9 protein-coding genes are annotated in these 12,581 nt (G+C 73.0%); 8 read left to right on the plus strand and 1 reads right to left on the minus strand.

Annotation, left to right across the window (positions count from 1 at the left end; all coding sequences use genetic code 11):
* Positions 1 to 43: 43 nt before the first annotated feature.
* On the plus strand, positions 44 to 670 hold the full coding sequence (locus AB0J87_RS47475) for a helix-turn-helix domain-containing protein (protein ID WP_355193929.1): 627 nt from the start codon (positions 44 to 46) through the stop codon (positions 668 to 670).
* A 524-nt stretch (positions 671 to 1,194) separates the two neighbouring features.
* On the opposite strand, the gene AB0J87_RS47480 is transcribed toward AB0J87_RS47475, so the two are convergent.
* Positions 1,195 to 4,143, minus strand: coding sequence for a BTAD domain-containing putative transcriptional regulator (locus AB0J87_RS47480; RefSeq protein ID WP_363978270.1), 2,949 nt, complete (start codon positions 4,141 to 4,143; stop codon positions 1,195 to 1,197).
* A gap of 192 nt (positions 4,144 to 4,335) precedes the next feature.
* Here AB0J87_RS47480 and AB0J87_RS47485 point away from each other — a divergent pair, with 192 nt between their 5' ends.
* The 7 genes from AB0J87_RS47485 (at position 4,336) to AB0J87_RS47515 (ending at position 12,557) form a co-directional block, all read left to right on the plus strand.
* A complete protein-coding gene (locus AB0J87_RS47485; protein ID WP_363978273.1) occupies positions 4,336 to 6,465 on the plus strand; it encodes a PQQ-dependent sugar dehydrogenase in 2,130 nt (709 codons plus the stop codon).
* Between the two features lie 11 nt (positions 6,466 to 6,476).
* A complete protein-coding gene (locus AB0J87_RS47490; protein WP_363978276.1) occupies positions 6,477 to 7,373 on the plus strand; it encodes a sugar phosphate isomerase/epimerase in 897 nt (298 codons plus the stop codon).
* Between the two features lie 82 nt (positions 7,374 to 7,455).
* On the plus strand, positions 7,456 to 7,920 hold the full coding sequence (locus tag AB0J87_RS47495; protein ID WP_350723362.1) for a MarR family transcriptional regulator: 465 nt from the start codon (positions 7,456 to 7,458) through the stop codon (positions 7,918 to 7,920).
* Between the two features lie 79 nt (positions 7,921 to 7,999).
* Positions 8,000 to 8,938, plus strand: coding sequence for a hypothetical protein (locus AB0J87_RS47500; RefSeq protein ID WP_363978280.1), 939 nt, complete (start codon positions 8,000 to 8,002; stop codon positions 8,936 to 8,938).
* 39 nt (positions 8,939 to 8,977) lie between these two features.
* Positions 8,978 to 9,238: a GlsB/YeaQ/YmgE family stress response membrane protein gene (locus AB0J87_RS47505; RefSeq protein ID WP_350723358.1), complete on the plus strand. Its 261-nt coding sequence runs from the start codon at positions 8,978 to 8,980 to the stop codon at positions 9,236 to 9,238.
* Positions 9,239 to 9,375: 137 nt separating this feature from the next.
* A complete protein-coding gene (locus tag AB0J87_RS47510; RefSeq protein ID WP_363978284.1) occupies positions 9,376 to 10,596 on the plus strand; it encodes a nucleotide disphospho-sugar-binding domain-containing protein in 1,221 nt (406 codons plus the stop codon).
* A gap of 101 nt (positions 10,597 to 10,697) precedes the next feature.
* On the plus strand, positions 10,698 to 12,557 hold the full coding sequence (locus tag AB0J87_RS47515) for a BTAD domain-containing putative transcriptional regulator (protein ID WP_363978287.1): 1,860 nt from the start codon (positions 10,698 to 10,700) through the stop codon (positions 12,555 to 12,557).
* Positions 12,558 to 12,581 lie beyond the last annotated feature (24 nt).

The following is a 12,581-nucleotide window of genomic DNA, read 5'->3' on the forward strand; positions in this document are numbered from 1 at the left end:
CTTATATTCAACATAAGTAGCGCAAAGCCTTAGGGTGCAAGTCGTGGAGGCAGAGGTGGGGCCGCGCCGTTACGACTCGCTGCGCCGTACGACGCAGGCGCTGGAGACGCGGGCCGAGATCGCCCGAGCCGCGCGGCGGCTCTTCGTCGAGCGCGGCTGGGCGGCGACGACCGTACGCGACGTGGCCCGCGAGGCGGGGGTCTCCGTGCCGACGGTCTATTCGGTGTACGGCAACAAGACCGGCCTGACCCGGGCCCTGGCCGACGCCGCCGACCTGTCGGCCGACCCGTCCCAGCAGCTCGCGGAGCTGGAGGCCCCCGGGACGGATCCCGCGCGGCAACTGGCCGCGATGGCCGGCTTCGACCGGCGCCTGTACGAGCGCGCCGGGGACGTCATCACCCTGCTGCGCGAGGCCGGCCGCGTCGAGCCCGAGCTGGCGACGGTCTACCGCGACGGCCGCAGGCGGGCCGACGAGACCCGCACGGCGGTGTTCTCCTCCTGGCCCGCCGGCGCGCTCCGCCCGGGCCTGGACGTGCCGGCGGCCGTGGACGTCTATGCGGGCATGTGCAGCATCGACGTCTACGCCACGCTCACCGCCGAGCGCGGCTGGTCACCCGAGCGGGTCGAGCGCTGGTGGAGCGAGGCGCTGGTCCGCGAGCTGCTGAGCTGACCGAAAGCGGCTTTCTCGTGATCGGCCTGCCAGTCGACCAGGCGGCGCCTGTCATCCACTGGTCGCCACGTGAAGGGGCTCGCGGGTGGCGGCGGCGCGGTCGCGCCACCAGCGCAGGCCGGCGGCTTCGGCCTGCTGTTCGAGGGTGGTGAGGTGGGCGGCGGCGGTGTCGTGATGGCCGGTGGCGGTTGCGAGCAGGGCGAGGTACCAGTCGACGGGGCCCAGGCACAGGACCGCCGACAGGGCGGAGATGCGGCCGCTGTAGGGGAGCAGGGCGGTGTAGACGGCGCGGCATTCGTGGGGGCGGCCGACCGCGGCGACGGCGGCGGCGCGCAGGCAGGTTGCCGACAGCCAGGACCAGTCGCGGGGCGGGGCCGGTCGGGGGCCGCCGTTGAGGCTCCTGGCGCGGTCGAGACGGCCCTGGGCGACCAGGTGGAGCGTGGTGGCGTCGTGGTACAGGGTGGGGTGGGCGCGGACGGTGGCGATGAGGGACGCGGCGTCGGCGATGGTGCCGCGGTGGTGGTTCAGGGCGATGCGGCCGGCGGCGACGGCCGGGCGGGCGTGCCAGAGCTTGAGGTCGCTGGCCTGGTCGTCCGCGTCGTCGTAGACCTGGTCGGCCTCGTCGAAGCGGCCGTCGAGGGCGAGCCGGTTGGCCCGCCAGAGGGTGTGCTGGAAGCGGGGCAGGGCAGCGGGAGGCGTTCGAGCAGGGCCTCGCAGCGCGCGGCGGCCTGGTCGGCGCCGGCGATGTCGAAGGTCTCCAGCCGGTTGTGGGTGTCCATCATTCCGGCCAGCAGCTCGACGCGGGGGTTGCGGGTGCGCCGCGCCAGCTCGTGGAGCTCGCCGGTGAGCTTGATCAGCTCGGGCAGGGACTGGGGCTGGGGGATCGAGAGGTGGCGGGCGTTGAGGGCGCGGATGAGCAGGTGAGGGTCGCCGAGGCGGCGGGCCATGGCGACGGCCTGGGCCGAGAGGGTGTCGCAGCGGGGGTCGGCGGTGCCGTCGTAGAGCTCCTGGGCGAGGCGGGCCAGCAGGAGCGCGCGTTCGGGGGAGTCGGTGGCGGGGAGGTCGTCGAGGGCGGTTTCCAGGCGGTGCACGAGAGGGCGGTGGACCGTCTCGTAGGGGTCGCGCAGCACCCAGAGCGCGGGGGTGTCGAGCGCGGTGAGAGCCCGGACGACCAGGTCACGACCGGCGGGGACGCGGTCGGCGGTGTGCGGTCCGGTGGGGACGCGGTCGGCGGTGCGCGGTCCGGCGGGGACGTGGCCGGCGGGGATGCGGTCGGCGGTGCGCAGGGCGGTGGCGGCGCTCCGGCGGGCGGTGGCCGGATCGCCGGCGGCCAGGAGCGCGCGGGTGTGGCAGAGCAGCAGCTCCACGTGCTGGGCGGGATCGCCGCCGGCCGCGTCGTGAGCGGCCACCGCGTGCCCCCACCAGGTGGCCGCCTCCTGGTAGGCCAGGCGCAGGCCGGACTGCTCGGCCGCCGCGGTGGCCCAGTGCACGGCCTGGCCGTACGACTCCCGCCCGGCCTGTACGGCGTGGTGCGCGATGACGGCCACGTCGGTCGACGGGCGGGCGGCCAGCGCGGCGGCCAGGTCGCGGTGGACGGCGGCCTTGCGCAGCGGCGGGAGATCCCGTACCAGCGCCTCCCTGACGAGGTCGTGGGCGAAGGCCAGCCGGCCGCTCCCGGCGGCCTGGAGAAGACCCGAGCGGACCGCACGGTCGAGCAGGTCGCCCGCCAGACTCGGACGGGCCGCGCGGTCGAGCAGGTCGCTCGCCTCCTGGCCCGCTACCTCGGTCACGATCGCGGGGTCGAACTCCCTGCCGATCACGGCGGCGACCTCCAGTGCCGCCGGGTCCCCGGCCAGCGCGTCGAGCCGCTGCCGCACCAGCTCGGCGACGCCGTCCGGGACGGCGTCCATGGCCTGCCCCTGGGCCAGCAGCCGGAGGCTTTCCCGGATGAAGAACGGGTTGCCCGCGGTCCGCCCGGCCATCCGCAGCGCGGCGTCCGCGTCGAGCTCCACCCCCAGGTCCGCCGCCATGGCCCGCACCGCGGCCGGCTCCAGGCCGGACATGCGCAGGCTCAGCAGGTCGTAGTGGGCGAGCCGGCCCAGCGGGTCGTCGCACCCGGTGCGGAACGCCGCGACCAGCGTGACCGAGGCCGCCCGCAGCAGCACGACGAGATCCCTGAGCAGGTCCAGCGACGCGGCGTCGGCCCACTGCAGGTCGTCCAGGACGATCACCAGCGGCCGGGCGCGCGCGGCCGACGACAGCCACCGGGCCACCGCCTGGTTCCGCTGGAACAGCATCCCGTCGGCCGGACCCGCCGGGGTCCCGGCGTCGAGCAGCCCGGCCAGCGCCTGCCGGTCCGGTGGCGGGCAGTGGTGTTCGAGCGCCTCCAGGACCTGGATCCACGGCCACAGCGGCGGCGTGCCCTCGGCGTCGTGGCAGCGTCCGCGGAGCACGAGCTGCCCGAGCCGGGCGGCGCAGTGCGTCCCGAACTCCTCCAGCAGGAGCGTCTTGCCGATCCCCGGCTCGCCGCTCACCGCCGCCAGTGACAGACCGGCGTCGGCGGCCCGCGCGGCCAGCGCCGTCAGCTCGGCGAGCTGCCGGTCGCGCCCGCGCATGGCGGGGGTGGACGGGGGCGTGGAGACGAACGCGGGGGTGGACGGGGGCGCGGTGACGAACGCGGGGGTGGACGGGGGCGCGGTGACGAACGCGGGGGTGTCGTGCGCGGGGAGCAACGAGCCCGCCTGCCGCAGGATGTCCTGCTCCAGCGCGCGCAGCTCGGGGCTCGGGTCGAGGCCGAGCTGGTCGGCCAGCAGCTCGGCCGCGTGGCGCAGCACGCCCAGCGCCTCCGCCTGGCGGCCGGTACGGTACAGGGCCAGCGCGAGCAGGCTCCACAGCCGCTCGCGCAGCGGGTTCGCGACCGCCTCGGTCTCCAGGTCCGTGATCACCGCCTGGGCCCGGCCCAGCTCCAGGAGCACGTTCGCGCGCCGTTCGAGCGCGACCAGCCGCAGCTCGCGCAGCCGGCTCACCTCGGTGACGGCCCACGGCTCCTCGGCGAACTCCCCGTAAGGCGTGCCGCGCCACAGCCCGAGCGCCTCCTCCAGGCAGGCCAGCGCCTCCACCGGTGGCCGCAGTTCCGCCCGGCGCAGCAGCTCGGCGAACCGGTCGGCGTCCACGTGCTCGGCGGCGAGCAGGTAACCGGGCGGCCGGCCGATCAGCAGTCCGGGCCGGGCGCGCGGGAGGCGGCCGGGCTCGAGGGCGCGGCGCAGGTTCGACACGTACGAGTGCAGCGTGGGCAGGGCGCTGGGCGGCGGCGCTCCGGCGTACAGGTCGTCGATCAGGGCGTCGGAGGAGACCACCGTTCCCCGCGCGACCAGCAGCCGCGCCAGCACCGCCCGCGGGCGTGCCCCGCCCAGCGCGACGGCCCGCCCGTCACCGGTACGGACCTCCAAGGGCCCCAGAACTCGGAATTCCACTGGCCAAGTGTGATCAAGCCGACTTGGAGCACACTGCAGCGCAACTTGGAACCGATGGGGGCACTTAGTCCGAGCAGAAGGCGAAAGATGCTCGATCATCCGCGATTGCCCCCTCCTCTATCGGCGTAACTCGGGTTACATTCACGGTGATTTGCCCTCTCTTATCCCCCGAGTAGACCGAAGGGAGAGGCAATGCGAGTGAGAACCGTGATCGCGGCCGTGTCTGCCGCGGCGATCCTCCTGCCCGCCGCCGCCCACGCCTCCGGGAGCGCCGGGAGCGCCGGGAGCGCCGGGAGCGCCGCGAGCGCCCCGGCCCCGCCTCCCGACAGTGACTTCCAGAAGGTGACGCTCAACGACAATCCGGGCGAGCCGATGGACCTGGCGGTGTTACCGGATTCGAGGGTGCTGCACACGACCCGGCGCGGCGACGTCTGGTTGAACGACCCGAAGACCGGCCTCAACACGCTGGCCGCCCGGCTCGACGTCTACCGGCACGACGAGGAGGGGCTGCAGAGCATCGCCCTCGGTCCCGGCTTCGGCACCGGCTCCAAGAAGGACGACTGGGTCTACCTCTACTACTCGCCGCCTCTCGGCACCCCGATCGACGACCCCGCGACGCCGGACGTCAACGAGGGCGACGCCCCGGTCACCGGCAAGCCCGCGGACTTCGCGCCCTTCAAGGGGCTGATCCGGCTGTCCCGGTTCCGCTTCACCGGCTCCACCATCGACCTGCGCACCGAGCAGCGCGTCCTCGACGTGCCCGTGGACCGCGGCATCTGCTGCCACGTCGGCGGGGACATCGTCTTCGACGCCGCCGGCAACCTCTACCTGTCGACCGGCGACGACACGAACCCGTTCTCCTCCGACGGCTACACCCCGCTCGACGAGCGGGCGGACCGGAACCCGGCGTTCGACGCCCAGCGCAGCGCCGGCAACACCAACGACCTGCGCGGCAAGATCCTGCGCGTCAAGGTCCGCCAGGACGGCTCCTACACGATCCCGCGCGGCAACCTCTTCCCGCCGGGGACCGCGGGCACCCGGCCGGAGATCTACGCGATGGGCCTGCGCAACCCGTTCCGCATCGAGGTCAACCGGTCCAACGGTGACCTCTACGTCGCCGACTACTCGCCCGACGCGGGGGAGGCCGATCCGCAGCGAGGTCCGGCGGGAAACGGCAAGTGGACGAAGATCCGCAAGGCGGGCAACTACGGCTGGCCGTACTGCGCGACGGCGCGGCTCCCGTACGTCGACTACGACTTCGCGACCGGCGCGTCCGGCAACGCGTTCGCCTGCGCCGCACCCGTCAACGAGTCGCCGCACAACACCGGCCTGCGCCGGCTGCCGCCGGTGGTCCAGCCGGACGTGTGGTACTCGTACGGGCCGTCGCAGGAGTTCCCGCAGCTGGGCACCGGCGGCATCGGCCCGATGGCCGGGCCCGCGTACGCCTACGACCCGCGCGCCGCGCAGGGCCGCACCACCGTGGCCTGGCCCAGGTACTACGACGGCGTCCCGCTCTTCTACGAGTGGACCCGCGACTACGTCAAGGCGTTCCACCGTGACGGGCGGATCGAGGACGTGCTGCCGTCGCTCGTGTTCGACAACCCGATGGACATGGAGTTCGGCCCCGACGGCGCGCTCTACGTGCTGGAGTACGGCGACGGCTACTTCCAGGAGAACCCGGACGCCCAGCTCTCACGCTTCGACTACATCGGCAAAACCGGCAACCACACTCCCGTCCCGGCCGCCGCCGCGTCGGCGACCGCCGGCCACGCGCCGCTCACCGTCGACTTCACCAGCGCCGGCACGACCGACGCCGACGGGGACCGGATCCGCTACGCCTGGGACTTCGACGCCGACGGCCGGGTCGACTCCCGCAGCCCGCAGGCGTCGTACACGTACCGGCAGAACGGCCTCTACAACGCCACGCTGCGCGTCAGCGACGAGGCCGGCAGGTCGGCGGCGACGTCGGTGCGGATCGTGGTCGGCAACGCCGCGCCGGTCGTCGAGCTGGTCCGGCCCGCCGACGGGCAGACGTTCAGGTTCGGCGACGCCGTCGAGTTCGAGGTGCGGGTCACCGACGACCAGCCGGTGAACTGCGCCAACGTGACCGTGGACTACATCCTCGGCCACGACGAGCACGGCCACCCGCAGACCACGGCCCGCGGCTGCACGGGCTCCATCCAGACCACCGTGCCGAGCGGGCACGATCCGGAAACCGACCACCTCACCGGCGTCTTCGTCGCGACCTACACCGACCCCGGCGGCGCGGACCTGCCCTCGCTGACCGGCAGCGACGAGGTCATCCTCCAGCCCACACGTTAGGAGAACCCCCCATGTGCTACGGATACGGCCCCAGCAGGCGCTCCCTGCTCGCCGCGGGCCTCGGACTCGGGGCGGCCGCCGTCGCCGCCGCCTCCCCGGCCGCCGCCGCGGCCACCGCGCACCACCCCGGCAGGAACCGCATCCCCCGGGACCAGATCAGCATCCAGCTCTGGACGGTACGCGACGACCTCGCCAAGAACTACGACGCCACCCTCGCCTACCTGGCCGAGACCGGCTACCCGAAGATCGAGGTCGCGCTCGGCTACTTCGGCCGCACGGCCAGGCAGCTCCGTACGTTCCTCGACGGGCTCGGCATCCGGGCCAGCTCCAGCCACGACGGCCTCACCGCCGACCAGGCCGCCCTGGACACGAAGATCGAGAACGCGCTGACCCTCGGCCAGTCCTTCATGGTCGTCCCCTACCTGAACTCCACCAGCCTGGACGAGTGGAAGGCGTGGGCCGAGCGCATGAACGTCGAGGCGCAGGCCGCCCGCGCGGCCGGTCTGCGCTACGGCTACCACAACCACGCCCACGAGTTCACGACCGACCTCGGAGGCGGGAAGACCCCCTGGGACGTGCTCACCTCCGAGCTCGACCCCCGCCTGGTCCACCTGGAGATCGACATCTACTGGGCGGTCACCGGCGGCGTCGGACGCGGCGCCGCCGACCCGGTGCGCTTCGCCCTCGACGTCATCCGCAGGGCGCCGCAGCGCGTGCTGCAGTTCCACGTCAAGGACCGGCACCTGGACGGCGACATGGCCGACCTCGGCACCGGGACCATCGACTTCCGGCGGATCTTCGAGAAACACCAGGTGAAGGAGTACATCGTCGAGAACGACACTCCCGACGTGACCCCCCGGCAGACCGCGGAGGTCGGCTACCGCTACCTGCGCAAGCTCCGATACTGACCACGGTCGGACCCGCCGGGCCCGCCCCCGGGGCCGGGTCCGGCGCTTATTTCAGCGCGAAACCATTCAGTACGATGCCTTCGTGACGCGATGGCTCAACGACGACGAACAGCGGGCCTGGCGGGCCTTCGGGCTGGCCAGCCGCCTGCTGACCGACCGCCTGGAGCGCGACCTGCTGGCCGGGGCCGGCATGCCGCCGACCTACTACGAGCTGCTGGTCCTGCTCTCCGAGGCGCCTGAGCGGACCATGCGCATGAGCGAGCTGGCGCACTGGACCAACTCCAAGCCCAGCCGCATCTCCCACGCGGTCAACAAGCTCGAGGAGAAGGGATGGGTGCGCAGGGAGCACTGCGTGGACGACCGGCGTGGCTGGCTCGCCGTCCTGACCGACGACGGCCTGGCCGCGCTGCGGGCCACGGCTCCCCGCCACGTGGCCAGTGTGCGCGAGCACCTGATCGACCTGCTCACCCCGGAGCAGCTGCGGCAACTGGAGGACATCAGCCAGGTCCTCCTCGATCACCTCATCGAGCCGGACGGCGCGCAGTAGGCAGGCCGGGCTCGTCTCCGCCGCCGCGTATACGCGCCGTCAACGTTCCGCATGCGGGCGGGTCCTACGGTCGTGGGCCATGTCGAGTCATCGGATATCGCCGGAGCACCGGTACCCTCCCGAAGCTCCGGAGAGCGCCGTCGCCACGGGGCCGGAGCAGGGGCCGGAGCAGGAGCAGGAGGACGGCGGCGGCGTCATGACGCTGCTCGAACGCATCGGATCCGTCGTCGTGCCGATCACGGTGGCGCTCTATGCGGTCCTCTACATCGGCGTCGAGCAGATGTACGCCGTCTTCGGCGTCAACCCGCAGCAGGTGGGCGTCGACCAGTCGGTCCTGCTCGGCCGGCTGACGAGCACCCTGGTCCTGCTCCTGCTGGTCGCCCTTCCGCTGCTCGGCGTCATCGCCGGCCTGGCATGGCTGATCGACAAGCTGACCGGCGGCGCGGCGAACAGGCTCTTCCAGGGGGTCAGGAAGCGGCCCTGGATCGCCGCCACGGTGGCGGCGCTGTGGTGCGGTGCGACGTACTGGGGCATCTTCCGCATCTTCGGCACGCTTGACCTGTTCGTCATGGTCGTCGTCGCGGTGGGGCTGGGCGTGCTGGCCTTCCTGATCCCGTTCCGGCTGATGCGCCGCAAACCCGTCGGGCGCGCCGGCACGAAGGTGATCGTCGGCGGCCTGACCGGCGTCGGCCTGGGGTTCCTGCTCATCCTGAGCCTCGTCGAGGGCGCGATCGACGTCCAGGAGACCGGCCAGGCCAGCGAGCTGCTGGGCGCGGTCGGCTTCCAGGACCAGTGGACGGTGGTCAAGAGCGCCGAGGACGACAAGCCGCTCTACGACGGCCGCTGGATGATGCTGCTCGGCGAGAGCGACGGCACGTACGTCATGTACGACTGCGACAAGCTCGAGACCTTCCGCAGGCCCATGGAGACCACCAACCTCAGCCGGATCCAGCTCGATCCCGAGCGCAGAGAGGGCTTCACCTGCGGCGACCTCGCCCAGCAGGACAGCGGCAACTAGCTCCGACCCATCGGAAAACACTCACGCAAGGAGACTGAAATGCTCACCATCCTGCTCGGCGCCGTGATCGGCGGGGCCGTCGTGGGCGGCCTCGGCCGGCTGCTCCTGCCCGGACGCCAGGACATCGGCTGGTTCGCCACCATCGCCGCGGGCATCGTCGCCGCCGGGGTCGGCACCGGGATCGCCTACCTGTTCGGCTTCAGCGAGAAGACGTGGCTGGTGATCGTCGTGCAACTCGTCCTCGCCGTCGCCTGCGTGGCGGCCGCCACGAGCATGCTGGGCAAGAAAAGCAGGTCCTGAGGCCACGGACGCGGCCGTCGCCGGAGCACGGGCTCCGGCGGCGGCCGTTCGCATGTGTTGAATCTGGTCACTAGTTATGCACAAGGGCGAACGTACGATCTCCGCTTGTTTCTCACGTTCTGACAGCGGAGATGTCCATGCCCAAGATCATTATCGCCGCCACGCCCGCCAACGGGCACGTGGCTCCCCTCCTCGCCGTCGCCGCCGATCTGGTGCGGCGCGGTCACGAGGTCACCTTCCTGACCGGCACGAGGTTCAAGGAGCGTGCGGAGGCCGTCGGCGCGTACTTCACGGCGCTCCCCGAGGAGGCCGACTACGACGACCGGCGGATGGACCTGGAGTTCCCCGAACGCGGGCAGCTCCCTCCCGGCCCGGTCCAGCTCGGGTTCGACGTCAAGCACATCTTCGGCGACCCGGTTCCGGCCCAGTACGAGGCGCTGCGGCGGCTGCTGGCCGACATCCCGGCCACCGCGGTGATCACCGACAACCTGTTCCTCGGGGCCCTGCCGCTCTCCCTGGCCTCCGGGCCGGACACGCGTCCGATCACCGTCAGCGTGGGCGTCTCGCCGCCGCCCCCGGCGACCGGCTGGGGCCCCGAGATCCACGTGGACGCGCAGCAGCATCTGGAGAAGCTGTTCGAGTCGGTCGGGGTGAGCCTTCCCGAGTTCGTGCTCACCGGCCTGATCACCGTCCCCGACCACTACCTGCAGCTGACCGTCCCCGGGTTCGAGTTCCCCCGTGACGACCTCCCGAGCTCCTTCCGCTTCGTCGGCCCCCTGCCGTCGGCACCTCCCGGGGCCTTCGAGCGGCCGTCGTGGTGGAGGGAACTGTCGGACGGCCGCCCGGTCGTGGTGACGACGCAGGGGACGTTCGCGAACGTGGACCTGGAGGAGCTGGTCGTCCCCACGCTGCGCGTCCTCGCCGACTCCGACGTCCTCGTCGTCGCCGCGACCGCGCGGCCGGGCGGTGTCGAGGACGTGCGGAGCCTCATGGAGACCGTTCCCGACAACGCCCGGGTGGCCGACTTCATCCCCTTCGACCTGCTGCTGCCCCATGCCGACCTCCTGGTCACCAACGGTGGCTACGGCGGGGTGCACACCGCCCTGCGGCACGGTGTCCCGCTCGTCGTCGCGGGCGTCACGGAGGACAAGCCGTTGATCGCCGCCCGGGTCGAGTGGAGCGGTACGGGCGTCAACCTGGCCACCGCGCGACCCGACGACGCCGCACTCCGCTCGGCCGTGAACACCGTCCTGTCGACGCCGTCCTACCGCGCCCGCGCACGGGAGCTGCGCGAGGAGATCGCCGGCTTCGACGCCCTGGAGTCCATCGCCGAACTGGTGGCGGCTCGTCGAGGGTGAGCCGCGGTCACACTTCGGTCAGTCCTTGGTCACAAGGGGCGGCCTACGATTTCCCGCGGTCTGACCAGGGGTCTTACCGATGGGGGGAGGAACGATCGATCATGAAGACTGGGTTGCGGTTCGCCCTGCTGGGGCCGGTCAGGGGATGGCGCGGTGACGCGGAGCTCGACCTCGGCGCACCCCAGCAGCGGGCGTTGCTCGCCTTCCTGCTGTTACGCGAGGGCGAGGCGGCGTCGATCGACGAGATCGTGGACGCGCTGTGGGGGGAGCGGCCGCCGGAGAGCGCGCGGGCCGTCGTGCGTACCTATGTGTGCCGGCTGCGCCGTGTCGTGTCATCCGGCGAGGACGACGATCGGGTGATCAGGTCGTCCGGTTGCGGTTACGTCATCTCCACCGGCGCGGTGTCCGTGGACTGGCACACCTTTCTCGGGCAGGTGCGGGAGGCGCAGGCCGTACGGGCTCGGGGGAATGCGGCCGAGGCGGCCGGCCTGCTGCGCGGCGCCCTGCGGCTGTGGCAGGGCCCGCCTCTGGGCGGGGCCCGCGGCGACTACGTCGACCAGGAGCGGACCCGTCTGGTCCAGCGCCGGGTCGCCGCGCTGGAGGAGCGGCTGTCGCTCGACCTGGAGCTCGGCCGGCACGCCGAGGCGAGCGAGGAGCTGGCCGAGGCCGTCGCCGCCGAGCCCATGCGCGAGCGGCTGCGCGAGCTGCAGATGGTCGCCCTCTACCGGTCGGGCCGGCAGGCGGAGGCGCTGGGCGCCTATGACGAGGTACGGCGGTTGCTCGCGGCGGAGCTCGGCATCGACCCCGGCACCGGCCTGCGCGAGCTGCACCAGCGCATCCTGCGCGCGGACCCCGGACTCGCCCCGCCGGTGCCGGGACCGGTCGTCGCGCCCGAGCGGCCGCCCGCCCAGTTGCCCGCCGCGCCACCCGGCTTCGTGGGCAGGGAGGCGGAGCTGGCCGCCGTCCACGACACGCTCGGTCCCGGCGGGTGGACGCCGGTGGTGGCGATCACCGGGCTCGGCGGGGTGGGGAAGACCGCGCTGGCCGTCCAGGCGGCGCACGCGATGCGGGACCGGTTCCCGGACGGCCAGCTCTACGCGGATCTCGGAACGTCCGCCGGTCGCCCGGCGGACCCCGCCGAGGTCCTGGGCTTCTTCCTGCGCTCCTTCGGCGTGCCGGGGGATCGGCTGCCCGACCGGCTCGAGGAGCGGGCGGCCCTGTGGCGAACCGTGCTGGCCGACCGGCGGGTGCTGATCCTGCTGGACGACGCCGGCGACGCGGACCAGGTACGCCACCTGCTGCCGGCGGCGCCCGGCTGTGCCGCGATCGTCACCACCTGGCGGCACCTGATCGACCTGCCCGGCGCCCGCTGGATCGGGCTCGACGCCCTGCCCCCGGCGGACGCGCTGGAGCTGCTGGCCCGGCTGGCCGGCCACAGGCGGGTCCTCGGGCACCGGCAGGACGCGGTCGAGCTGGTCGATCTGTGCTCGCACCAGCCACTGGCCGTACGCGTGGCCGCGGACCTGCTGCAGGCCCGGCCGCACTGGACGGTGCGGCAGGTCCGCATGCGCCTGGAGGACGACCTGTACCGGCCCGCGGGCGCGAACGACGGCTGCGCGCTGATCGAGGCGCCCTTGCTGCTGGCCCAGAGCCGGCTCGATCCGCAGCAGGCCACGGCCTTCCGGCTCGCCGCGCTGCCCGACTACGGCGAGTTGACGGCAGAGTCGGTCGGGGCGCTGCTCGGCCTGCCGCGACCGCGGGCCCACCGGCTGCTGGAGTCGCTGGTCGACGCGCACCTGCTGCTGGCCGGGCCGGGCGGGACCTACCGGTACCACGGCCTGGTCAAGGCGTTCGCGAGGCGGCAGGCGTGGGCGTGCGAGGGCGTCGAACAGTGCGACGCCGCGCTGAGCCGGCTGCTGAGGCACCACTCACGGCGACCGGCGGCCCTGCCCATGGGCTGACGCACCGCTCACGGCGGCCGGCGG

Origin of the sequence: Nonomuraea sp. NPDC049625 (assembly GCF_040675285.1) — a bacterium.
Classification (GTDB): domain Bacteria; phylum Actinomycetota; class Actinomycetes; order Streptosporangiales; family Streptosporangiaceae; genus Nonomuraea; species Nonomuraea angiospora_A.

Coding starts and splice junctions, on each gene's coding strand:
- AB0J87_RS47485 (WP_363978273.1), top strand. CDS start 4,336: ATGCGAGTGAGAACCGTGATCGCGGCCGTGTCTGCCGCGGCGATCCTC.
- AB0J87_RS47490 (WP_363978276.1), top strand. CDS start 6,477: ATGTGCTACGGATACGGCCCCAGCAGGCGCTCCCTGCTCGCCGCGGGC.
- AB0J87_RS47500 (WP_363978280.1), top strand. CDS start 8,000: ATGTCGAGTCATCGGATATCGCCGGAGCACCGGTACCCTCCCGAAGCT.
- AB0J87_RS47505 (WP_350723358.1), top strand. CDS start 8,978: ATGCTCACCATCCTGCTCGGCGCCGTGATCGGCGGGGCCGTCGTGGGC.
- AB0J87_RS47510 (WP_363978284.1), top strand. CDS start 9,376: ATGCCCAAGATCATTATCGCCGCCACGCCCGCCAACGGGCACGTGGCT.
- AB0J87_RS47515 (WP_363978287.1), top strand. CDS start 10,698: ATGAAGACTGGGTTGCGGTTCGCCCTGCTGGGGCCGGTCAGGGGATGG.